This window comes from Methylobacterium sp. Gmos1 (assembly GCF_053764715.1).
The window spans coordinates 13,656-34,990 of sequence record NZ_JBSNCC010000018.1; the positions used below are offsets into that span (position 1 = coordinate 13,656).

19 protein-coding genes and 1 pseudogene are annotated in these 21,335 nt (G+C 72.9%); 6 read left to right on the top strand and 14 right to left on the bottom strand.

What is annotated here, in order from left to right:
• Positions 1 to 139: 139 nt before the first annotated feature.
• A complete protein-coding gene (locus ACS5PV_RS25685; RefSeq protein ID WP_455398181.1) occupies positions 140 to 592 on the bottom strand; it encodes a MerR family transcriptional regulator in 453 nt (150 codons plus the stop codon).
• A gap of 493 nt (positions 593 to 1,085) precedes the next feature.
• Here ACS5PV_RS25685 and ACS5PV_RS25690 point away from each other — a divergent pair, with 493 nt between their 5' ends.
• The 4 genes from ACS5PV_RS25690 (at position 1,086) to ACS5PV_RS25705 (ending at position 6,921) form a co-directional block, all read left to right on the top strand.
• Positions 1,086 to 4,520 carry an SEL1-like repeat protein gene (locus ACS5PV_RS25690; protein WP_455398182.1) on the top strand — a complete coding sequence of 1,145 codons (3,435 nt, stop codon included), beginning with the start codon at positions 1,086 to 1,088 and terminating at the stop codon, positions 4,518 to 4,520.
• Positions 4,521 to 4,748: 228 nt separating this feature from the next.
• Positions 4,749 to 5,672 carry a sulfite exporter TauE/SafE family protein gene (locus ACS5PV_RS25695; protein ID WP_455398183.1) on the top strand — a complete coding sequence of 308 codons (924 nt, stop codon included), beginning with the start codon at positions 4,749 to 4,751 and terminating at the stop codon, positions 5,670 to 5,672.
• Between the two features lie 32 nt (positions 5,673 to 5,704).
• Positions 5,705 to 6,466: a TIGR02186 family protein gene (locus ACS5PV_RS25700; RefSeq protein WP_455398184.1), complete on the top strand. Its 762-nt coding sequence runs from the start codon at positions 5,705 to 5,707 to the stop codon at positions 6,464 to 6,466.
• 2 nt (positions 6,467 to 6,468) lie between these two features.
• A complete protein-coding gene (locus tag ACS5PV_RS25705; protein ID WP_455398185.1) occupies positions 6,469 to 6,921 on the top strand; it encodes a DUF3429 domain-containing protein in 453 nt (150 codons plus the stop codon).
• Between the two features lie 124 nt (positions 6,922 to 7,045).
• Here the strand turns inward: ACS5PV_RS25705 and pdeM are convergent, their stop codons facing one another.
• On the bottom strand, positions 7,046 to 7,759 hold the full coding sequence (pdeM, locus tag ACS5PV_RS25710; protein ID WP_455398273.1) for a ligase-associated DNA damage response endonuclease PdeM: 714 nt from the start codon (positions 7,757 to 7,759) through the stop codon (positions 7,046 to 7,048).
• Positions 7,760 to 7,802: 43 nt separating this feature from the next.
• A complete protein-coding gene (locus ACS5PV_RS25715) occupies positions 7,803 to 10,388 on the bottom strand; it encodes a ligase-associated DNA damage response DEXH box helicase (RefSeq protein WP_455398274.1) in 2,586 nt (861 codons plus the stop codon).
• 163 nt (positions 10,389 to 10,551) lie between these two features.
• Between ACS5PV_RS25715 and arfB the strand changes: the two genes are divergently transcribed.
• The gene (gene arfB / locus ACS5PV_RS25720; protein ID WP_455398186.1) at positions 10,552 to 10,977 is read left to right on the top strand and encodes an alternative ribosome rescue aminoacyl-tRNA hydrolase ArfB; all 426 of its coding nucleotides are present in this window, start codon (positions 10,552 to 10,554) and stop codon (positions 10,975 to 10,977) included.
• Between the two features lie 36 nt (positions 10,978 to 11,013).
• On the opposite strand, the gene ACS5PV_RS25725 is transcribed toward arfB, so the two are convergent.
• The 11 genes and pseudogenes from ACS5PV_RS25725 to ACS5PV_RS25775 all read right to left on the bottom strand — a co-directional run bounded on the left by ACS5PV_RS25725 (position 11,014) and on the right by ACS5PV_RS25775 (position 20,288).
• Complete coding sequence (locus ACS5PV_RS25725; protein ID WP_455398275.1) at positions 11,014 to 11,937, bottom strand: cyclase family protein; 924 nt, start codon at positions 11,935 to 11,937, stop codon at positions 11,014 to 11,016.
• 95 nt (positions 11,938 to 12,032) lie between these two features.
• Positions 12,033 to 12,389, bottom strand: coding sequence for a hypothetical protein (locus tag ACS5PV_RS25730; RefSeq protein WP_455398276.1), 357 nt, complete (start codon positions 12,387 to 12,389; stop codon positions 12,033 to 12,035).
• Positions 12,379 to 13,050, bottom strand: a complete 672-nt coding sequence (locus ACS5PV_RS25735) for a hypothetical protein (RefSeq protein ID WP_455398187.1) — start codon at positions 13,048 to 13,050, stop codon at positions 12,379 to 12,381. The genes ACS5PV_RS25730 and ACS5PV_RS25735 overlap by 11 nt, the downstream gene beginning before the upstream one ends.
• Complete coding sequence (pqqE, locus tag ACS5PV_RS25740) at positions 13,047 to 14,186, bottom strand: pyrroloquinoline quinone biosynthesis protein PqqE (RefSeq protein WP_455398188.1); 1,140 nt, start codon at positions 14,184 to 14,186, stop codon at positions 13,047 to 13,049. The genes ACS5PV_RS25735 and pqqE overlap by 4 nt, the downstream gene beginning before the upstream one ends.
• An 18-nt stretch (positions 14,187 to 14,204) precedes the next feature.
• Positions 14,205 to 15,304: pseudogene (gene pqqC, locus ACS5PV_RS25745) on the bottom strand (pyrroloquinoline-quinone synthase PqqC).
• A 133-nt stretch (positions 15,305 to 15,437) separates the two neighbouring features.
• A complete protein-coding gene (pqqB, locus tag ACS5PV_RS25750; RefSeq protein WP_455398189.1) occupies positions 15,438 to 16,337 on the bottom strand; it encodes a pyrroloquinoline quinone biosynthesis protein PqqB in 900 nt (299 codons plus the stop codon).
• A 19-nt stretch (positions 16,338 to 16,356) separates the two neighbouring features.
• Positions 16,357 to 16,446 carry a pyrroloquinoline quinone precursor peptide PqqA gene (gene pqqA / locus ACS5PV_RS25755; protein WP_455398190.1) on the bottom strand — a complete coding sequence of 30 codons (90 nt, stop codon included), beginning with the start codon at positions 16,444 to 16,446 and terminating at the stop codon, positions 16,357 to 16,359.
• Positions 16,447 to 16,565: 119 nt separating this feature from the next.
• Positions 16,566 to 16,655 (bottom strand): pyrroloquinoline quinone precursor peptide PqqA, encoded by a 90-nt coding sequence (pqqA, locus tag ACS5PV_RS25760; RefSeq protein ID WP_048426854.1) that lies wholly within the window; start codon positions 16,653 to 16,655, stop codon positions 16,566 to 16,568.
• 221 nt (positions 16,656 to 16,876) lie between these two features.
• Complete coding sequence (locus tag ACS5PV_RS25765) at positions 16,877 to 17,581, bottom strand: response regulator transcription factor (protein WP_455398191.1); 705 nt, start codon at positions 17,579 to 17,581, stop codon at positions 16,877 to 16,879.
• Positions 17,582 to 17,603: 22 nt separating this feature from the next.
• The gene (locus tag ACS5PV_RS25770; RefSeq protein ID WP_455398192.1) at positions 17,604 to 19,196 is read right to left on the bottom strand and encodes an ATP-binding protein; all 1,593 of its coding nucleotides are present in this window, start codon (positions 19,194 to 19,196) and stop codon (positions 17,604 to 17,606) included.
• A gap of 135 nt (positions 19,197 to 19,331) precedes the next feature.
• Complete coding sequence (locus ACS5PV_RS25775) at positions 19,332 to 20,288, bottom strand: NAD(P)H-binding protein (protein WP_455398193.1); 957 nt, start codon at positions 20,286 to 20,288, stop codon at positions 19,332 to 19,334.
• 93 nt (positions 20,289 to 20,381) lie between these two features.
• Here ACS5PV_RS25775 and ACS5PV_RS25780 point away from each other — a divergent pair, with 93 nt between their 5' ends.
• On the top strand, positions 20,382 to 21,266 hold the full coding sequence (locus tag ACS5PV_RS25780) for a LysR family transcriptional regulator (RefSeq protein ID WP_455398277.1): 885 nt from the start codon (positions 20,382 to 20,384) through the stop codon (positions 21,264 to 21,266).
• The last annotated feature ends 69 nt before the right edge of the window (positions 21,267 to 21,335 follow it).

Here is a 21,335-nt window from a genome sequence, read left to right on the forward strand (position 1 = left end):
GGCCTGCCGGCGCGGCGCCCGGCGCGATGCGCGACAGGGTTGACGCGGGATGAGTCCCACGCCGTCGTACCCGATCCTGGAAGCCGGCCCGGGCGGCGCCCGCCCCCGCAGGGCGCCGCCGCGACCGTCGTCCGTCGCCTCAGGCGCTCGCGACGGTCTTGCCGTAGCCGCGCAGTGCCTCGAGCGCCCGCTCGATCTCCGCCTTCTGGTTCTCCAGATGGGCGATCTGCTCGGCGACCTGGGCCGGGGAGAGGGCGAGGGTCGCGCCGGGCTCGGCGAGCTCGTCGCCGTCGACCATCGCGGCGATCTCGCGCAGGGTGAAGCCGAGCTCCTTGCCGCGCAGGATGGTGGCCAGCCGCGAGCGGTCGTCCTCGGTGTAGAGACGGGTGGTACCGCGGCGCTGCGGGTGCAGGAGACCCTTCGCCTCGTAGAAGCGCAGCGCCCGCAGGGTCACGCCGAACTCCTCGGCGAGGTCGCCGATGGTGAGCGTGGCCGGGGCCGTCGAGCGGCCGGCCGGCCGGCCGGTGCGCGAAGCGGTTCCGCCGGAGCGGACGGGCGCCCCTCTGCTCTCGGTCTGCCGATCGTAAGCCATGCCGATTCCCCCGTTTGAGACACGCACGCTGCCGTGCCAGCGACGCCGACGGGGCGTCCTGTGACACAAAGAAGGTCAAACGACCTACCTAAGGGAAAGGTAACGTCAACTTGAGCGTGTGTTACTTACGGTAAAAACGTCGCGCGCGCAAGCGTTTACGGTGGAATTCACATTACCGTTACAGGGTTCTGACGGGGGGACAACCGACTCGGAATGCCCGTCCGGCTTGCGTGAGATCGCGCTTAGGTTGTGAACACAAATTGACCATCAATGAGTTGCGCATGCAACGATTGCGCGCTGCACCCGGGCTCGGGCGGACGGAGCATGGCCGCTTAACCGCTTGTTTACCGTGTCGCTCGAAAGTGCGGGCAGGAACCTTTTCAGGCTGCTGCCACTGACCGGATCTTCACGATCGAGCAGGGCGCGGGGTTCCACCCGGCGACGAGCCGACGCCTGCCCGCGAGATCCCCAGGCCCCTTGCGCAGAGCCTTCTATGAGACGGACCGCTCCTACACTCGATGCATTCGATCCGGAGCTGCGCGACGCCGCCCGCGAGGCCGCCCGGCGCGCCGGGTTGTCGGTGGACGAGTGGCTGGCCGAGGCGATCAGCGAAGGCTCCGCCCGCGCCGGCGTGCGCCAGCAATCACGCCGCGTCGCGGGCTCCCGCCGCGCCCGGCACGACGCGTTCCCGGCGCAGGGCTTCACGGAGAGCGAGCCCGAGGGTCGGCGGCCCGATCGGTCCTGGCCGCACGACGCGCCCCGGGCGCCGCGGGCGCGCCATGGGCGCGGCCCGGTCGCCGAGCCGGCCTCGCTCCCGGCTGCCGTGCCGTCCGCCGGCGACGCCCAGCTGGTCGAGGCCGTCGCGGCGATCGGGCGCCGCCTCGACGCGATCGACCGCCGCATCAGCGAGAGCCGCGAGGCCGCCGACGAGGCGGTAACCAAGGCGGTTCTGGACAGAAAAGCGGCACAGGGCTCCGGGGCCGCGCGTGCCGAGGACGTTTCCGCGCCGCGCGATGCCGCAGTACGGCCGACGGGCCGCCGCGCCCGCCCGGCGCCCAACAGCCTCGCCGCCGCCGTGGCGGAGATCCGCCAGCGCCAGCAGCAGCTCGACGACGGCGCTCCCGGCGACGACCAGGAGATCCTGGTCGACGGCCTGCGGCGCGACCTCGCCCGGGTGATGGAGACGACCGAGGCCGCCGCCGGCAAGCTCTCGCCGGCGATCGCCGGGCTCCAGGCCGAGACCTCGCGCCTGCGCGAATCGATCGGCACGCTCGCCACCAGCGGCGACCTCGTCACCCTGGAGCAGGCGGTCCGCACGCTCGCCGACGAGGTGCAGCGGGCCCGCGACCCGGCCGACCTCGTCGCCGTCGCCGGACCGATCGACCTGATGCGGGTTCAGGTCGGGCGGCTGGCCGACGACGTCGCCGCCAACGTGCATGCCCGGGTGGCCCAGGACGTCGAGCGCCTGGCCCAGCAGATGAATGGGGCGCTTGGCGCCGACCGGAGCGGGCTCGCCGACCGCGATGCGGCCGCCAAGCTGTTCGCCGAGCTGGAGGAGATCCGCGGCCGGCTCGCCGTCCTCGCCGAGCCCGCCCGGGTGCAGAACCTCGCCCGGTCGGTCGACGAGCTCACCGAGACCGTGACGCGGCTCGGCAACGGCATGCTCGACAGCCCGGCCCTGATGAACGAGCTGCGGCCGCTCCTGGAGGAGATCCGCGAGGGCGTGCGCGCGCCCGGCGCCGACGCGCCGGCCCTGGCCCAGGGCATCGCCGACCTCGACCGCAAGCTCGACGACCTGCGCGCCGAGCGGCGCGAGCAGCCGAACGCGACCGGTGCCATCCTCGGCCGCATCGACGCCCTCTCGGCCAAGGTCGATCAGGTCGCGGCGGTCAGCACCGTCGGCGACGTGATGGGGCGGCTGGAGCAGATCGGCGAGGCCCTGCGCCAGCCGGCGCTGCCGAGCAGCGACCTCGCGTCGATCCACGGCATGCTGCGCAGCCTCGCCGACAAGCTCGACCGGGTCGGGCAGGGGGCGGGCGGCGAGACCCTCGACGGCCTCGAGCGGCAGGTGCTGGCGCTGGCAAGCCGTATCGACACCCGCGGCAGCGATCCGGCGCTCGCCGGCCTCGAGCGCACCATGGGCGATCTCCTCGCCCAGGTCGCGCTGCTGCGCGACGAGGCGCCGATCCAGGCCGCGGCGGAGCGCGCCGCCCGCAGCGTCGCCGACACGATCGGGGCCGAGCGCAAGGGCGCCGCGAACGGCGACGGTCTCGGCGGCCTCCAGGCGATGCTCGCCGACATGCGGGTGCAGCAGGCGGCCTCCGACAAGCGCCTGCAGGCCACGATGGACGGCGTGCATTCCGCCCTCGAGCAGCTGGTCGCCCGGCTGACCCATCTCGATGCCGATCGCCGGAGCGAGGCGGCGCCGGCCCGCAACGCCCGCAACCTGCGCGACACGCTGCGCGAGACCACGGCCCCGGTGGCGGAGCCGCGCCCGGCCCGCCGCCCCGACGCGCCGAAATCCGGCGTGGCGGGCTCCGGCATGGCGAGCCCCGGACTGACGAGCCCGGCCGACGAGATGATCGAGCCCGGCGCGGTGCGTCCGCGCCAGCCGCAGGGCGCCGAGGCGGTCCCCGCGCCGGAGCTGCCGGCCGGCGACATCAAGGCGAGCTTCATCGCGGCGGCCCGCCGCGCCGCCCAGGCCGCGGCGGCCGAGGCGGCCGGCACCGGCCCGGCCCCGCTCGCGCCCGAGCGCGGCGTCGAGGCCCGCGGCAGCCTGGTCGAGCGCCTGCGCGCCGCGATCGAGCGCCGGCGCCGGCCGCTGCTCCTCGGCATCGCGGCGATCGTGCTGGCGCTCGGGACGCTGCAGGCCTTGCAGAGCTCGGGCTCCCGCACCAGCGCCCCGGTGATCTCCTCGCACGAGGCGACGACGCCGGCCGATCCGGCGACGACCCAGGCCACCGGCGCGCCGGCCCTTCCCCGGAGCGCCCCCCCGGTGAGCGCGCCCCAAGTCGCGGCGCCGGGCGCGCCGCCCGCCGCGGCGCCGGTCGACGCCAGGGTCTCGGAGCCCAGAATCCCGCCCGCCAGGCCCGAGGCCGCTCCCCAGAAGGGCGCGGAGGTGGTGGCCCCCGAGGCGGGGAGGCCGACCCTCGCCGCCAGGCCGACGACGCCGCGGGTCACCGACATGGCGTCCCTGAACAACGAGCTCGCCGCGCTCCCGGCCGGCGCCTCGTCCCTGCGCCAGGCCGCCCTCGACGGCGACGGCGCGGCGATCTACGAGCTCGCCAGCCGCGCGGTCGACGGCCGCGGCCTGCCGCGGGACACCGCGCTCGCCGCCAAGCTGTTCGACCGCCTGGCCGGCGCCGGCTACGCCCCGGCGCAGTACCGCCTCGGCAGCCAGTACGAGAAGGGCCTCGGCCTCGTCCGCGACCAGGAGAAGGCGCGGCTGTGGTACGGCCGCGCGGCGATGCAGGGCCACGTCCGGGCGATGCACAACCTCGCGGTGATGCTGGCCGAATCCGGCGCCGCCGGCGGCAAGCCGGACTACAGCTCCGCGGCGACCTGGTTCCGCAAGGCCGCCGAGTACGGGGTGCGCGACAGCCAGTACAACCTGGCGGTGCTGCAGGCCCGCGGCCTCGGCGTCACCCAGGATCTCAACCAGGCCTATGGCTGGTTCGCGGCCGCCGCCGCGCAGGGCGACGACGATGCCGGCCGCAAGCGCGACGAGGTCGCCGGCAAGCTGGCGCCGAAGGACTTGGCGGCCGCCCGCAGCGCCGCCGAGGCCTGGAAGGCGAAGGTCCCGGATCCGGCGGTGAACGACCCTCCGGCTCCCCGCGTCGAGACCGCGGCCAATCCGGGCTCGATGTCGCTGATCGGCGCGCCGCCGCCCCTCAGCGTCGGCAAGGGGATGGGCACCGGCAAGGTCTAAGCAGATTTCGCCGAAGTGGTTGCCGGTTCGGCGCCAAAAATCTGCGGCAAAACAAGAACCTAGGCAGGCTTGCGTTGGCCTGCCAACGCAAGCCTGCTCAGGCGCGAAAAGCCACCTCGACGGGTGCGGACCGGCCGGTCCGCGCCCGTTCTCGTTCGGTGGCGGCGGTTTCCCCTGCGGCGCGACATGGTCTAGATCGGGGCTCCCCGACCCCGGATCCTCCCGCCGTTGCAGATCTACCTTCCGATCGCCGAGATGCCGGTCAGCGTCCTCGTCCTCCTCGGGCTCGGCGCGGCGGTCGGCTTCGTGTCGGGGCTGTTCGGCATCGGCGGCGGCTTCCTGATGACGCCGATCCTGATCGTGATGGGGATCCCCCCGGCGATCGCCGTCGCGACCCAGACCGCCCCGATCGTCGCCTCCTCGGCCACCAGCGTGCTGGCGGCGCTCCGGCGCAACGCCCTCGACCTGCGGCTCGGCCTCGTCCTGGTGCTCGGGGGCTTTGCCGGCACCAGCCTCGGCGTCTGGTTCTTCGCCGCCATGCGGCGGGCGGGCCAGCTCGACCTCGTCATCACGGTCGCCTACGTCACCCTGTTCACGGTGGTGGGCGGGCTGATGCTGGCCGAATCCGTGCGCAGCGCCTGGGCGCGCCACCGCGGCCGGGCCCGTCCGGCACGGCTCGGCGGGGACCATGCCGCCTACATGGCCTGGCCGCTGCGGATGCGGTTTCCGCGCTCGCGCCTCTACGCCAGCGTGATCCCGATCCTCGGCCTCGCCCTGTTCGTGGGCTTTGCCGGCGCGGTGCTCGGCATCGGCGGCGGCTTCATCCTGGTCCCGGCGCTGCTCTACCTGATGCGGGTGCCGACGGGCGTGGTGGTCGGCACCTCGCAGTTCCAGATCGTCTGCACCAGCTTCGTCGCGCTGGTGCTGCACGCGGTGCAGAACCAGGCGGTCGACATCGTGCTGGCGGTGATCCTGATCGCCGGCGGGGTGTTCGGGGCGCAGTTCGGGGCGCGGGCCGGGCGCAACCTGCGCTCGGAGTATTTCCGGTTCCTCCTCGCCATCCTGGTCCTGGCGGTGGGCCTGCGCTTCGCGGTCGAGCTGGTCCTGCGGCCCGAGGAGCCGTTCTCGATCGTGGTCCAGGAGGCGCGCTGATGCGCGCCGTTCGAACTCATGGAGGCGCGCTGATGCGCGCCTGTTTCGCCGTCCTCCTGGTCCTGCTCGCCATCCGCCCGGCGCAGGCGGAATCCCTGGTCGTCAGCCTGTCGTTCAACCGGCTCGCCGTCACCTCGACCTATGCGGGCACCTCGGTGGCGGTGTTCGGCGCCATCGAGCGCGACGGGCAGGCGGGGGCGCGCTCGGGCGGCTACGACGTGGTGGCGACGATCCGGGGCCCGCGCCAGGCCCTGACGGTGCGCGAGAAGGAGGCGCTGGGCCCGGTCTGGGTCAATCGCGGCCAGCAGAAATTCGCCGAGGTGCCGAGCTTCCTGGCGGTACTGTCCTCCCGCCCCCTGGCGGAGATCGCCGACGAGGCGACGCGCCTGCGCCTGCGCCTCGGCCTCAAGGCCATCGTGGCCGCCCCCGACCTCACCCTGGCGGCACCGGCACCGGACGACCCCTTCCGCGAGGCCCTGCTGCGCCTGCGCCGGCGCGAGCGGCTGTTCAGCGAGGGCGAGGCGGGGGTGCGGTTCCTGTCGCCTACGGTCTTCCGCGCGACCGCGCCGGTGCCGGCGACCGCGCCGGTCGGTTCCTACGACGTCGAGGTGGTGCTGCTCGCCGGCGGCGTGCCGCTGGCGCGGCATGAGGCGCGGTTCGACCTCGTCAAGTCCGGCATCGAGCAGGGAATCGCCACGGTCGCCCGCGATTGGTCGCTGGCCTACGGGCTTGCCGCCGGCGCGCTCGCACTCATCTCCGGCTGGCTCGCCAGCGTGATCTTCCGGAGAGACTGAGCATGCCCCGTAACCCGTCCCCCGCCGCCCTGGTCCTCGGCGGCGCGGGCCTGATCCCGTTCCTGGGGCTCGCCGCCCTGGTGATCCTCGGCCTCTCGCCGTTCGGGCTGGCGCCGCGCCCCCTGCTCGCGGCCTACGGCGCCGTCATCGCGTCGTTCCTCGGCGGCCTGCGCTGGGGCGCGGCGGCCGCCTCGCCGGAGGGGAGGGGCGTCGACTACGCGGTGTCGGTGGTGCCCTCGCTCATCGCCTGGGCGGCTCTGTTCGCGCCGGCGCCGTGGGACCTGCGCGCGCTCGGCGCCCTGGTGCTCGCCTGGGGCCTCGTCGACCAGGACCTGCCGCGACGCGGGCTGGTGCCGGCGTGGCTCGGGCGGTTGCGGCTGGTCCTGTCGGGGGTGGCCGGGCTGGCGTTGCTGGCGGCGGGATTTCTCGGGGCAGGGATCCGAGCGGCGGCGTGAGGCTGCTTGCGGCCTCCACCTGACGGGCGGACCATCGCTCACATCCCACCCGCGACCTCATCCTGAGGTCGCGGGTGGAATGGCGAGGAGCCAGGTCCAGGACAACCAGGACCCGGCCCGCCGCTCACTCCCGCGTCAGCATCGTCCGGGCGATCGCGAAGATCCGCCCATCGCCGATCAGGTGCGCGGTGAACCCGCCGGGGAACATCCTGTCGAAGGTCTCCGAGCGCACGTTGAGCCCGCCGGTCAGCGATCCGAAGGCGGGCATCACCAGGCGCGTCGCGTCGAGGACGAAGCAGCGCCGGCGCACGGCGCGGCCGCGCATCGCGACCTTGCCGACCGGGTGGTAGTGGCCGGCGACCTCGCCGGTCTCGGGCTCGTCCGCCGGCTCGTGCCGCAGCGTCAGTCCGCCGATCGCCAGGAGGTCGGCGAAGCGGCCGCCGATGCCGTCCTGGATCGCCCGGTCGTGGTTGCCGGTGATCCAGACCCAGTCGCGGCCCTCCTGGAGGGCGGCGATCAGCGCCCGGTCCTCGACCGCGAGGCGGGCCGGCCCCTGCGCGTCGTGGAAGGAATCCCCCAGGCACACCACGCAGGCCGGATCGAGCCGCGCCACCGCCTCGTGCAGGGACGCCAGGGTCTCGCGGGTGTCGTAGGGCGGCAGGAACTGGCCCGAGCGGGCAGCGTACGCCGAGCCCTTCTCCAGGTGCAGGTCGGAGACCACGAGGGTGCGGTGCTCCGGCAGCCACAGGCCTCCGCTAAGATCGAAGATCAGGGTCTCGCCGGCGAGCGTCACGCCGGGGGTCTTGTGGGTCTTCTCGAGCTTCAGCGGCAGCGCCACGGTGTCACGGTCCTTCATGCGGAGCGGGGCGCCCTCCGGTCTGTCACGCCAGCGCCTCGTCGAGCAGCGCCGCCTCGGCCTCGGCCAGGATCTCGTCCGCGCCCTCGCCGTAGACCCGCTCGCGCCCGATTTCGAGCATCACGTTCACGGCGAGCGGCGAGACCCGGTCGAGGGCCTTGTGGATGATTCGCCCCTGGATGCGCGCAAGCATCATACCGAGGCGGGCCACGTCGAGGAGTCCGGTTGCCGCATCCTGGCGCGCGGCCCGCAGCAGCAGGTGGCCGGGCTGGTGCTTGCGCAGCACGTCGTAGATCAGGTCGGTCGAGATCGTGACCTGTCGCCCGGTCTTGCGCTGGCCCGGATGGCGCCGCTCGATCAGCCCGGCGATCACCGCGCATTGGCGGAAGGTGCGCTTCATCATCGCCGATTCGTCGAGCCATTCCTCGAGGTCGTCGCCGAGCATGTCCTCGGCAAACAGCCCGTCGAGGAACCCGGGCTCGCGGCCGATGCGCTCCGACAGGTCGCGGGTGCAAAAGACCGCGAGGCCGTAATCGTTGGCGGCAAATCCGAGCGGCCGCATCCCGGCCCGCTCCAGCCGGCGGGTCAGCAGCATGCCGAGCGTCTGGTGCGCGAGCCGGCCCTCGAACGGGAAGCAGGCGAGGTAGTAGCGGTTGGCGCGCGGAAACGTCTCGACCAGGAGGTCGCGGGGGCCAGGCAGCACCGAGCGCCGGCGCTGCTGCACCAGGTAGTCGGCGACCTGCGCCGGCAGCCGGTCCCACTCGAACGGATCGGCGATCAGCGCCCGCACCCGGGCGGCGAGGAAGGTCGAGAGCGGGAATTTCGAGCCGGCATAGCTCGGGATCGCCGGGTCGGTGCCCGGCGGCCCGCGGGTGACCAGCGCCTCGTCCTCGTGCAGGCCCTCGAAGCGCAGGATCTCGCCCGCGAACAGGAAGGTGTCGCCGACCGTCAGGGTCTCGGCGAAATCCTCCTCGATCTCGCCGAGCACGCGGCCCCCCGCCGGCAGCACGGAGCCGGGCTTCGTGCGGTTGCGCCGGGCCAGCCGCACCTTGACCTTGGTCGATTCGATGATCGTGCCGATGTTCATCCGGTATTGCTGCGCCGTGCGGGCGTCGCGCACCCGCCACAGCCCGTCCGGGCCGCGCAGGATCTTGGCGAAGCGCTCGTAGGCCCGGAGCGCGTAGCCGCCGGTGGCGACGTAGTCGAGGACGAGGAGGAAGTCGTCGCGGGTGAGGTCGGCGTAGGGTGAGGCGGCCCGGACCTCGTCGTAGAGATCGTCCTCGGAGAACGGCCCGGCGCAGGCCATGCCGAGCACGTGCTGGGCCAGCACGTCGAGGGCGCCGAGGCGCGGATCGGGCGTGTCCTGCGCCGCCGCCTCGACCGCGTCGAGGGCGGCGCGGCATTCCAGCATCTCGAAGCGGTTGGCCGGCACCAGGTAGGCCTTGGATGGCTCGTCCATGCGGTGGTTGGCCCGGCCGATCCGCTGCATGATCCGGCTCGCGCCCTTCGGCGCGCCGATGTTGACGACGAGGTCGACGTCGCCCCAGTCGATGCCGAGGTCGAGGGTGGCGGTGCAGACCACGGCCCGGAGCACGCCCGCCGCCATCGCGGCCTCGACCTTGCGCCGCTGCGTCGCGTCGAGGGAGCCGTGATGGAGCGCGATCGGCAGCCCGTCGTCGTTGAGGTTCCACAGCTCCTGGAAGGTGTACTCGGCCTGGAGCCGGGTGTTGACGAAGACCAGGACCAGCTTGTGCTCCCGGATCAGGTCATAGACCGCCGGCATCGACTGCCAGGCGGTGTGCCCGGCGAGCGGCAGGGTGCGGCCGGTCTCAAGCATCCGCAGGTCGGCGCGCGCCCCACCCTCGACGGTGATGAGATCGGCCATCGCGGGTTCGGGCGCTTGGCCGTTTCCTTGCCCGTTTCCTGGCCCGGTTCCTTGCGGCACCAGGTAGCGCCGCAGCGCGTCGGGCTCGCGCACCGTCGCCGAGAGCCCGGTCATGGCGAGGCCGGGCGCCAGCCGGTGCAGGCGGGCGAGGCCGAGGCTCAGGAGGTCGCCGCGCTTCGAGGTGACAAGCGCGTGCAATTCGTCGAGGACCACGCGCTTGAGGCCCGAGAACAGCTCGGCCGCCTCGCGGTGAGCGATCAGCAGCGCCAGCTGCTCGGGCGTGGTGAGCAGGATGTGGGGCGGGCGCGAGACCTGGCGGCTGCGCTTGTGCGACGGGGTGTCGCCGGTGCGGGTCTCGATCCGGATCTTCTGCTCCAGCCCGAGGCCGGCGACCGGCGCGTCGAGGTTGCGGGCGATGTCGACGGCGAGCGCCTTGAGCGGCGAGATGTAGAGGGTGTGCAGGCCGCCTTTGCCGCTCCCCTCCGCCAGCTCGACGAGGGTGGGAAGGAAGCCCGCCAGGGTCTTGCCGGCCCCGGTCGGCGCCACGAGCAGGGCCGAGCGCCCGGCTTGCGCCGCCGCCAGCAGGGCGAGCTGGTGCGGCCGCGGCGCCCAGCCGCGTGCCGCGAACCAGCCCGCGAAGGCGGCCGGAAGGGCGGGGGGCTGCGGCTCGGGAGCCGAAACCTTGCGAACGGCTGCCTTGGACGGGGACGCTTTCGGAGAGGAGATCTTGGCCACAGCCCCCGATGTAGCGCGCGCAGCGGTTTCGTGGGATGGCGGCGGCCTCAGTGTCTCTCATGAAACGTCCGGTCACCGGCGTCGCCCGATGCGGCAGCGCCAGCGCGGCGGGAGTTTCGTGAGGTGCACTCACTCGGTTCTCGGGAGCGCCGTCGTGGGTCTCGAATGCACGCCCTGGATCACCCTCGACGAATCCGAGCTGGAGGAGAGCTTCGTGCGCGCCTCCGGCCCGGGGGGCCAGAACGTCAACAAGGTCTCGTCGGCGGTGCAGCTGCGCTTCGACGTGCGCCGCTCGCCCGCGCTGCCGAACGCCGTGGCGATCCGCCTGATGAAGCTCGCCGGGCGGCGGCTCACGGCGGACGGCGTGCTCGTCATCACCGCGCAGAACCACCGCACCCAGGAGCGCAACCGCGCCGAGGCGCGCGAGCGCCTGGCCGACCTCGTGCGCGAGGCCGCCGTGCCCCCGACCCCGCGCCGTCCGACCCGCCCGACGCTGGCCTCGAAGAAGCGGCGACTGGAGGAGAAGGGACGGCGGGGGGACGTGAAGAAATTGCGCGGTGGGAAGCCGGGGATGGAGTGAGGGGCGAGGCGTTCCCACATCGCCTCCCCCGCCTCGTCACGGTCCCGTCGGCCGCATCACCCCGTCGGCATCGCGCCGCAGGGGGGCCGGTTGCAGCGGCAGCGGCGCGCCCGGCACCGCGTCGACGCTGACGCCGTGCGGCCAGCCCGCCGGCGCAATGGCGACGTAGCGCGCAAAGCCCCCGGTGCCGCCGAGCGGCTTGGCGAAGCCGATCGCCACCAGGGCGCCGGCCTCCGGCACGAGGTCGAGGTTGGTCACGCCCTCCGCTTGCGCGAAGTTGTTGTGCATCAGCCAGGCCTCGCCCTCGAGGTTCGGGGTCGTGTCGGTGTCGAGGGGCTCGTGGCCATGGAACAGGATCCTGCGCTCGAGGTGCAGGAACCGGAGCGCCGCGAGGCTCACCCCCGGAAACGGCTTCTGCCGGAAGCGCTCGGCCTCGCCCCAGCGCTTCGACCAGTCGGAGCGCACCATCACCACGGCGCCGGCCGGGATGCGGCCGTGCTTCTCCTCCCAGGCGGTCACGTCGGCGACCTGGAGGTGGTAGCCCTCGTCGCCCGAGACCTTCTGCGAGATGTCGATCACCGCGAGCGGGCGCAGGGTGTATGTCGCCGGCAGGTCGCTGATCGTCGCGCCGCGGGGATTCCAGTGCGCCGGCGGGTCGAGCTGGGTGCCGTACTGGTCGGTCGGCAGGTCGTAGGCGGTGGCGACGAAGCCGTGGGTCTCGTAGGTGAAGACGTCGCCTTCCTTCGCGAAACCCTCCAGCGTGCGCCCGGCCTGGGCCGGCTTGAATTTCGCGCCGGCAAAGCCCGGCCAGACCGGCTGCACCGGCGCGAAGGCGTGGGTGAGGTCGATGTACTTCGCCGCGCGTAACGTCTTGTCGTAGACCGACCAGAGCGAGAGGTCGTCCGCGATGGCCGGGCGGACGAGATACAAAGCCGCCAGCGCCAGTCCGATGAGCCGCATCATCGCGCATCCCCGCCGATCGAGAGGCGCCCAGAGTGCCGGCCCGCGGACGGCGCCGCAACCGCGGCGTCGCGATCTGCCGCCGATCCCTCTCTTCAGTTCGCGGTCGGGCGGTAGCAGCGGATCTCCGCCTCGGCCTGGGCCCGGCGCAGCTCCGCCACCTTGTCGTCGAACACCTTGGTCGAGCGGAACTCGTTGGCGCGCTGCCCAATGCCCTGGCGCATGCCGAGGATGGTCGAGGCCTGGACGTACTTGTCGTAGGGCAGGATCGCCGCGATGGCGTCGATCGAGCAGGCGCATTTCGTCAGCGCCTCGCGGGTCTGGCCGTTGGCCGCCATGCAGCCGAAGACGTAATCGGCCCGCGCCTCGGTGGGATAGTCGTTGTCGTCGGCGCGCGAGGAACAGGGAGCGGCCGCGACCATGGCGCCCACGACCAGCGCCCTAGCCAGCATTCGGTTCATGGGTCAGCGTTTCCTGAAGCAGAATCCCGCCCTCCGGGCTGGTCGCCCGGGCGTCGATCGAGACGATCTGGCCGGGCACGGCGTCCGAGACCACGACGGTGTAGGTCAGCCCGTCGAAGCCGCGCAGCCGGTCGCGCACCGGATCGTCGACGAAGGGCCGCGCCACCACGCGCCAGCCCGGTTTCTTGCCCCCATCCACCTCGACCTCGGCCGGGGTCACGCTCGCGCTCTCGCGCAGGGCCCGCCGGATCGCGTTCTTGATGTAGCGCGGGTTGCCCTTGAGCACCTTCGCGAGGTCGTCGAGGTGGTGCTCGAGGAAGCGCACCAGCACGGGATTGCCCGGCACGTCCTCGTAGGTCGCGGTCGGCATCCGGCGCTCGCCGGAGAACATCTCGACCTTGAGGTTGCGGGTCTGCGGACTCGCGCCCGGTGCCACCTCCTCGCGGATGCGGTCCTCGACCGGGGGGCCGAAGGGCGCGCCGTCGATGCCGCTGAAGCGGGTGTAGCGGTAGCTCAGGGGGCGGCCCGGCGGGGCGTTGGCGAGCTGGTTGGTCTCGAACAGGAGCGCCGTGGCGCTCGGGGGCGCGTCTTGCGCGAGGGCCGGACCGCCGAGGAGGGTGGAGAGGACGGCGGCCAGGACGAGGCGTCTCACGCGGGCGCTCCTTCGGAAATGGCGGCGGGGGCCGCACCGCCGATGGTGCGGTACCGGTAGTCCGGCGCGGTCTCCAGCGCCGATTCGGCGACCGCCAGGGCCTGCACCTTGCCGTGGAGGGCTGAGAGCGAGCAGGCCGGGTCGGTGGCGGCGGCGTCGCCCGCCAGCGCCAGGGCCTGGCAGCGGCAGCCGCCCCAATCCTTCTCGCGCCGGTCGCAGGAGCGGCAGGGCTCCTGCATCCAGTCGGTGCCGCGATAGGCCCGGAAGGCCGGAGAATCGGCCCAGATCTCAGCCAGCGCATGGTCCTGGACGCGCCAGAATTCGAGGCCCGGAATCGTCTCGGCGGCGTGGCAGGGCAGCACCTTGCCGGTCGGCGTGACGTTCATCAGCCGCCGGCCCCAGCCGCCGGCGCAGGCCTTGGGGTACTTCGCGTAGTAATCCGGCACCACGAGGTCGATGACGAGCTGGCCTTTCAGCCGCTCGCGCGCCTCCTCGACGGTGCGGATCGAGCGGTCGACCTCGGCCTTCGCCGGCATCAGGGCGGCGCGGTTGACGTAGGCCCAGCCGTAATACTGCGTGTGGGCCACCTCCAGGCGCTTGGCGCCGAGGCGGACCGCGAGATCGATCAGCGCCGGCACCTCGGCGATGTTGCCGCGGTGGATCACCGCGTTCAGCGTCAGCGGCAGGCCGAGCGCCGTCACCCGCTCGGCGAAGGCGAACTTCTGGGGCTGCGCGTTCTTCAGCCCGCCGATGCGCTCGGCATTGGCCGCCTCGACCGCCTGGACCGAGAGCTGCACGTGGTCGAGCCCGGCCTCCGAGAGCGCGTCGAGCTTGTCGAGGGCACCCGCCACCCCGGAGGTGATCAGGTTCGAGTACAGGCCGAGCTCGGCGCACGCGCGGGTGATCTCGACGATGTCCTGCCGCGCCGTCGGCTCGCCGCCCGAGAGGTGGACGTGGAGAACGCCGAGCGCCGCCGCCTGGCCGAGCACCCGCCGCCAGGTCGCGGTGTCGAGCTCGGCCGAGCGCCGGTCGAGGTCGAGCGGGTTCGAGCAGTAGGGACAGCGCAGGGGGCAGCGATGGGTCAGCTCGGCGAGGAGCCCGATCGGGGCCGGTATTGCGGGCGTGACGGCGTTCATGACTGTCCCCTCCCGGCCTCACGCCGCCGGCACGGTCTCGAGCACGCGCTTGAGCAGCAATCCGTCCAGCATGGTGATGACATCGGGCTCGATGATGGCGCGGTCGGTCTCGTATTGCTGCGCCAGGGCGTCCGAGATCGCCCGGATGCTGCGCGTCCCGTCGACGAGGCCGAGCACGGCGACGGCGTTCTGGTCGAGGTCGAAGGTGCGCTCGGGGGCCAGCAGCACGTGGGCGTTGCGCACGGTGTCGTGGCGCAGCCGTACCCCGCGGGGCAGGCGCGGCACGCTGTCGGGGGTCAGGCTCATGCGCCCGCTCCCGTGCGCAGACCTTCTCCTGGGTGCAGACCTTCTCCTGGGCGCCAGGCATCCGGCGGGATCGTCCCGGGCGCCACGTAGGCGAAGTGGAGCGCGTCGAGCTGGGTCCAGAGCACGCTGCACTTGAAGCGCAGCGCGTCGAGAGCCTGGGCCTGCTGCTCCGGCGTCACGGCGTGGCGCTTGACGTAGTCGAGGGCGAAGTCGGCGTCCCGCGGCGCCTGGGTCAGGCGCTTGTCGAAGTAGGACAGGGTCTCGCGGGTGATGAAGTCGTAGTTCTTTAGCATCCCGGACACCCGCTCCGAGATGATGGTCGGCGAGAACATCTCGGTGAGCGAGGAGGCGATCGCCTCGAGCAGCGAGCGCTCGGCGACGAAATGCACGTAGGCCTCGACCGAGAAGCGGGTGGCAGACAGGATGCCCTTCGTGGAGAGCACGTAGTCGCGGTCGAAGCCGACGCCCTCGGCGAGCTTCAGCCAGCGCTCGATGCCGCCGTCGCCCTCGTGGTCGCCGTCGTGGTCGACGATGCGCTGGCGCCAGATCCGGCGAAGGCTCGCATCCGGCAGGCGCGCCAGCAGGGTGGCGTCCTTCACCGGGATCATCGCCTGGTAGTAGTAGCGGTTGAGGGCCCAGGCCCGGACCTGATCCTTGTCGAGCTTGCCGTCGTGCAGCAGGCGGTGGAACGGATGCAGGTTGTGGTAGCGCCGCGCCCCGATGTCGCGGAGCGCCGCTTCGAGCTCGTCCGGGGAGAGCAGGCGGTCGGTGGGCGCGCTCGGGCTCACGGACAGGGCGAGGGAGGCGGTCATGGCGTCCTGGCGTCTTTTCGATTTCTTCGTTGTCGGCGGTCCCGTCGAGCGGGAGATTGATCGGCCGCGGGGAGGGGTCAAGGGGGACCAAAGTGATCCGGAAGGCCGCAGACCGGGATCGCCCGGGCGTCCTTCACAGGCGCAGTGCCAGCCCGTCCTGCGCCACGACCCACCCCGCCGCCTCGACGGCGCGGCGTTCCTCGGATCCCTCGACCAGCACCGGATTGGTGTTGTTGATGTGGACGAAGACCCGTCGCCCGATCGGCACCCCGGCGAGCGCCGCCATCGAGCCGCCCTCGCCGGTCATCGGCACGTGGCCCATGCGCCAGCCGGTCTTGGTGCCGACGCCGGCGCGGATCATGTCGTCGTCGGCGAGCACCGTGCCGTCGAACAAGAGCGCGTCGACCCCAGCGATCCGCTCCTTCAACCCGTCGGTGACGCGGGCGCAGCCCGGCACGTAGGCGAGGCGCTTCCCCGAAGCCTCGATCATCGCCCCCACCGTGCTCTCGGTCTCGGCGCCGATCTCCGGCGTGCCGTCCTCGAGCCAGAGCGGCACCTTGCCGGGCACCGGAAACAGGGTGACGGTGAGGCCCGGCACCGGCGAGATGGGCTGGTTCAGCGCGATCTCGACCCGCTCCACCGTGCCCGGCGCCATCACGTCGAAGACGCGGTTCGCCCCGATCGAGTCGAGGATGCCGCGCGTGGCGTGGAGGCGGAAGGGCTGGCCCTCGCGCAAGGTCAGCAGGCCCGCGACGTGGTCGACGTCGCCGTTGGTGAGCAGCACCGCCCGGATCGGCGAGTGGCGAAGGCCCTCGCGCGGGTGCAGAGCCGGCGTGTCGAACAGCTGCTGGCGGATGTCGGGGGAGGCATTCACCAGGAGCCAGTGGTCGCCGTCGGCGGAGACGGCGAGGCTCGACTGGGTGCGGGGCAGGACCCGGCGGTCGCCTGCCCGGGCCATGGCGCAGATCGGGCAGCGGCAGTTCCACTGCGGCACGCCCCCGCCCGCCCCGGATCCCAGAACGATGGCGTGCATGATCCGTGGCCGATCCCGCTCAGTTGAAGGGGTCGATCTCGGCGGATTCGTAAGCGGTGACTTCCATGCCGACGCAGATCTCGGCGACGACGGGCAGCGACCACGTCATGGGCGTTCCTCCTTCGACTTCGGCGGACGGTCCGGCTTGTGGTGCCGGGCTTCTTGCACGATGTCCGGGTCGAGCGCCGTCCGGCGAGAGACCGCCGGAGGCGCGAACCGGGCGAGCCCTCAGTTGAAGGGATCGATCTCGGCCGACTCGTAGCTGGTGACTTCCATGCCGACGCAGACCTCGGCGACGACGGGCATCGACCACTTCATGGCGTTTCTCCTCGCGCGGCGGAAACCTCTAAGAGGTTCCTAAGACTCTGAGATGACAGCGTTTTCCGTCACCCCAGGATATATCGGCAATCGGCGCCCGGGGCGCAAGCGCTATTTTGCCGATTTCCCGGGGCGCACGGGTCCGCCCCCTCTCACACCGGTCTTATTGTGCATGACGCTCAAGGCTTTGACCAGCATCGATCGTGCGCAAAATAATTTCGTCACTGGCGAAACCCGTCCTCGTGCAGGTCGAGCATGAAGCCGCGGCCGCGCACGGTGACGAGGCTCGGGCCGCCGGCCCGGGCGATGTCGGCGAGCTTGGTGCGCAGGTAGCCGACATAGACGTCGACCACGTTGAGCGAGAGGCCGCCCTGGCTCGCCCAGAGCCGGTCGAAGATGTCGCCGCGGGTGACCGGGCGGCTCGCCTGCTCCATCAGGACCGCCAGCAGTTCGGCCTCGCGCTGGGTCAGCCGGGCGGTGACCTCGCCGAAGCGGACCTGGCGCGTGGCGAGGTCGAGGGAGAGGCGCCCGGCGCTGACTCGGGTGCGGGCTTCGCCCGTGGCGCGCCGCCGCTGGAGATGGGTGCGCAGGCGCGCGAGCAGTTCGTCGAACACGAACGGCTTGACGATGTAGTCGTCGGCCCCGACCGCGAGGCCGTCGACCCGGTCGCCGACCTCGTCCTTGGCGCTCAGGAACAGGATCGCGCCGGGATAGCCTCCCTCGCGCAAGGAGCGGCAGACGTCGTGGCCGGAGCCGTCCGGCAGCATGTTGTCGAGGAGCACCGCCTCCGGCACCCGCTCGCGGGCCGCGATCAGCGCCTCGTCGACACCGCCGGCGACGTCGACGGCGAAGCCCTCGGCGGAGAGGCCGCGTGCCAGCATGGCGCGGATGTCGCCGTCGTCCTCGACGATGAGCACGCTCGTCATGCGCGCCGTCCCGGTCGCCCGGTCATGCCGCGTCCTCCCTCGTGTCCTCGCCGGGCAGCGCCAGGGTGACCCTGGCGCCGAACCCAAGACCGTGTGGATCCCCCGATTCCAGGCGGATCGTCCCATCATGGCGCTCAACGACCCAGCGCGCCAGGGCGAGCCCGATGCCGAAGCCCGCCGGCCCCGAGCCGGGCTTGTCCCCGCGGCGGAAGCGCTCGAACAGGGTCTCGGCGTTCTCCGGGAAGCCCGGGCCGTCATCGCTCACCGTCACGGCGGCGCCGCTGCCGCGAGCGGCAAAGCCCACGCGCACCCGGGTCGCGCCGGCGGCGTGGCGCAAGGCGTTGTCGATCAGCCCCTCGACGATCTGGCGCAGCCATTCGGCATCGGCCGGCACCTCGACGTCGGCCGGGCTCGGCTCCAGGACGAGCGCGATGCGCCGGCGCCCGGCCTCCGGCGCGCAGCTCTCCACCGCCTCGGCCAGGATCGCCGCGAGGCTCACCGGGCGGCGCTCCAGGGCGATCTCGCCGGATTCGGAGCGCGCGACGCGGAGCATGTCGCCGACCCTCCGGTGCAGCCGCAGGGCCCGCTTGCGGATGGTGGCGATCACGGGGCGGAAGGGGGCGGGCGTGTCGGGGGAGCGGGCGGCGAGGTCGCACTCGCCGAGGATCACGGTGAGCGGCGTGCGCAGCTCGTGGCTGACATCGGCGAAGAAGCGCCGGCGGGAGCGGTCGATCTCCTCGAGCCGCGCGTTGGCCCCGCGCAAATCGGCGGTGGCCCGCGCCACGATGTCTTCGAGGGCCGCCCGGTCGGCGGCGACCCGGGCCTCGCGGCGCTTCAGCCGCGCCGCCATCCGGTTGAAGCTCGCGACGAGCAGGCCGAGCTCGTCGCGGCTCGCGACGCTCAGGCGGGTGTCGAGCTCGCCCCGGCCGATCGCCGCGGCGCCGGCCCGGATCGCCTCGATCCGGCGCAGGATCGGCCGGGTCAGGCTCTGGTGCAGCAGGACGAGGAGCAGCACGACCAGCACCGCTGCCGCCACCGCGACGCCGCGCATCCGCGCCGCCAGCGTCCTGACCTCCGCCGCGGAGGCCTCGACCGCCCGGCGCTCGGCCTCGACCAGGAAGGTGAGGGGCTGGCCGGTCACTGCCCCGAAGGCGTTGAGCGCGCCGCGGATCGCGTCGGCGCGCCGGCCGGGATCGGGCTCGCGCTGGATCTGCGCCACCTGCCGGTCGAGCATCGCGCGGGCGGCGCGCAGGCGGGCGAGCGGCCGGGCCCGCGCCGTATACTGCGTCCGGTCGAGGACGCCGCCGGCCCCGGCCACCGCCCGGCTCAGGCCCTCGTCGACGGCGTTCAGCGCCCGGTCGACCTCGTTGCGGGCATTGGCCAGCCGCTCGGGCCGGCCGGGAGTGTCGCCCACCGCCTCGACCGCGGCGAGGCCGAACTCGGTCAGGCGCCCGGACAGTTCGGCGATCAGCTCCAGGCGCACCTGCGCATCGAGCGTCGCGTCGAGGGTGCGCTCGGCGGCGTGCATCGCCCCGTAGAGGCCGAGCGCCGCCAGCACCACGAGGGCGGCGGCGCTGCCGACGAGGACGCCGAAGCGGAGCCTGAGCGATCCCATTCCGGTGGTGTCCTCCCGCTGTTCCGGCCATCCTGCCACGGGATCGCGAGCCTGGGCGAGCCGCCGATCGGTACGGGCTTCCGCCCCCGCGACGGCGGAGGCGGGTGACGCGTGCCGGCGGAGCCGGATCTCGGTTCACCCCTGCGCCGGCAGGCACCGGAGCCCCAGCAGCGTCTCCCGCACCGCCTCGTCGAGAGGCGTGTGCGGCTCGTATCCGAGGAAATTCACGAGCCCCTCATTGCTCATCCGCAGCGGCTCCCGCCACAGGTAGCGCATCTCGCGGATCTCGCGCGCCAGCGGCCAGAACGGGGCGGCGAGCGGCAGGAGGCCCCAGGGAAAGCGCCGCACCCGCACCCGGCCGCCCACCGCCCGGAGGATGGCGGCGACCATCTGGCGGCCGTCCGGGTCCCAGTGCCCGTCCATGTTGAAGGCGGCAAAGCGCGGCAGCTCGGCCTCGCGTGCGGCGAGCCGCACCATCGTCTCGGCGACGTCGGGCAGGAAGGCCCATTGGTGGCCGATCCCCGGCGTCCCGGGATCGAGCACCGCCCGCACCGGCCGGCCCGGCCGCACCAGGGCGCTGGAGAACCAGGAATTCGCGGTGGTGCCGGGCCCGAAGAAGTCGCCGGCCCGCACGACGAGGCTGCGCACGCCGGAATACCGCAGGCGCTGCTCCATGGCGATGCGGATGCGGCCCTTCTGCGTGCGGGGCGTCTGGGGCGCCTCGCTGCCCGGGTTCGGGCCGGCATCGGGCCCGTAGACGTAGACGTTGCCGGGCAGGATCAGGCGGGCGTCCGCCGCGCGGGCCGCCGCGATCGAGGAATCGAGCATCGGCAGGACCAGCCGGTCCCAGTCGCGGTAGCCCGGCGGGTTGACCGCGTGGACGATCAGCGCCGCGCCCTCCGATGCCGCGACGACGTCGCCGGGCGCCATCGCGTCGCCCCGCATCCAGGCGAGCCCGTCCGCGTCGCGCCGCACCCGGGCGGGGTCGCGGTGCAGCGCCCGCACCGTCCAGCCTGCGTCAACGAGGCGCCGGGCCACCGCGCCGCCCACCCCGCCCGTCGCCCCCAGCACCAGGGCCGTCCTCGCCGTCATCGCGCGCTCCTCGTTCGCTGCCGAACCGGGATGTGCCCGAGCCGAGACGATACGAAAATTGCCGAAGTCCGGCGAATGGCTATACGTTTCTGCATGACCGAGCCGAGCTGGGACCATTACCGCGCCGCGCTTGCCGTGCTGGAGGAGGGCTCGCTCTCCGGCGCCGCGCGGGCGCTCGGCCTGACGCAGCCGACCCTCGGCCGGCAGATCGCGGCCCTGGAGCGGGCGCTCGGCGTCGCCCTGTTCACCCGCTCGCCCGCCGGCCTGGCGCCGACCGAGGCGGCGCTCACCCTGGCGCCCTACGCGGCCTCCCTGAAGGCGACCGCGGCGGCCCTGCGCCGGGCGGTGACGGCGGAAGCGGAAGGCCTGTCGGGCCGGGTGCGGATCACCGCCTCGGAGGTGGTCGGCGCCGAGGTGCTGCCGCCGATCCTCGCCGACCTGCACGGGCGCCATCCCGGCCTCGCCCTCGACGTGGTGCTCTCCGACCGGATGCAGGACCTCCTGCGCCGGGACGCCGACATCGCCGTGCGCATGGCACCGCCGACGCAAGAGGCGCTGGTGGCGCGCCGGGTCGGCACGATCTGCCTTGGCCTCTACGGGCACCGCCGCTACCTCGAAAGGCGCGGCGTGCCGGAGCATCCACGGGATCTCGCCCGCCACAGCGTGATCGGGTTCGACGCCGAGACGCCGTTCCTGCGTGCGATGATGCGCGTAGCACCGGCCCTTGGCGACACGCCCTTCGCCTGGCGCAGCGACAGCACGCTGGCGCAGCTCGCGGCGCTCCGGGCCGGCTTCGGCCTCGGCGCCTGCCACACGGCGCTCGCCGCCCGCGACCCGGATCTGTTCCGGGTGCTGCCGGACCTGATCTGGATGTTGCCGACCTTCGTGGCGATGCACGAGGACCTGCGCTCCTTGAGCCGCTGCCGCGTGGTCTTCGACGCGCTGGCGGAGGGGATGGCGGCCTATTGCGCGGAGTGATACCAACGGTCGTTGAAAACGACCTTTGGTTCCGCTCTCGAATTTTCGCCAAGCCTCTGGCTTGACATC

Excerpts from the sequence above, each read along its gene's own strand:
- ACS5PV_RS25685 (WP_455398181.1), bottom strand. The coding sequence starts at position 592 with ATGGCTTACGATCGGCAGACCGAGAGCAGAGGGGCGCCCGTCCGCTCC.
- ACS5PV_RS25690 (WP_455398182.1), top strand. The coding sequence starts at position 1,086 with ATGAGACGGACCGCTCCTACACTCGATGCATTCGATCCGGAGCTGCGC.
- ACS5PV_RS25700 (WP_455398184.1), top strand. The coding sequence starts at position 5,705 with ATGCGCGCCTGTTTCGCCGTCCTCCTGGTCCTGCTCGCCATCCGCCCG.
- ACS5PV_RS25705 (WP_455398185.1), top strand. The coding sequence starts at position 6,469 with ATGCCCCGTAACCCGTCCCCCGCCGCCCTGGTCCTCGGCGGCGCGGGC.
- ACS5PV_RS25725 (WP_455398275.1), bottom strand. The coding sequence starts at position 11,937 with ATGCGGCTCATCGGACTGGCGCTGGCGGCTTTGTATCTCGTCCGCCCG.
- ACS5PV_RS25730 (WP_455398276.1), bottom strand. The coding sequence starts at position 12,389 with ATGCTGGCTAGGGCGCTGGTCGTGGGCGCCATGGTCGCGGCCGCTCCC.
- pqqE (WP_455398188.1), bottom strand. The coding sequence starts at position 14,186 with ATGAACGCCGTCACGCCCGCAATACCGGCCCCGATCGGGCTCCTCGCC.
- pqqB (WP_455398189.1), bottom strand. The coding sequence starts at position 16,337 with ATGCACGCCATCGTTCTGGGATCCGGGGCGGGCGGGGGCGTGCCGCAG.
- pqqA (WP_455398190.1), bottom strand. The coding sequence starts at position 16,446 with ATGACGTGGTCGCTGCCCGTCGTCGCCGAGATCTGCGTCGGCATGGAA.
- pqqA (WP_048426854.1), bottom strand. The coding sequence starts at position 16,655 with ATGAAGTGGTCGATGCCCGTCGTCGCCGAGGTCTGCGTCGGCATGGAA.
- ACS5PV_RS25765 (WP_455398191.1), bottom strand. The coding sequence starts at position 17,581 with ATGACGAGCGTGCTCATCGTCGAGGACGACGGCGACATCCGCGCCATG.
- ACS5PV_RS25770 (WP_455398192.1), bottom strand. The coding sequence starts at position 19,196 with ATGGGATCGCTCAGGCTCCGCTTCGGCGTCCTCGTCGGCAGCGCCGCC.
- ACS5PV_RS25775 (WP_455398193.1), bottom strand. The coding sequence starts at position 20,288 with ATGACGGCGAGGACGGCCCTGGTGCTGGGGGCGACGGGCGGGGTGGGC.
- ACS5PV_RS25780 (WP_455398277.1), top strand. The coding sequence starts at position 20,382 with ATGACCGAGCCGAGCTGGGACCATTACCGCGCCGCGCTTGCCGTGCTG.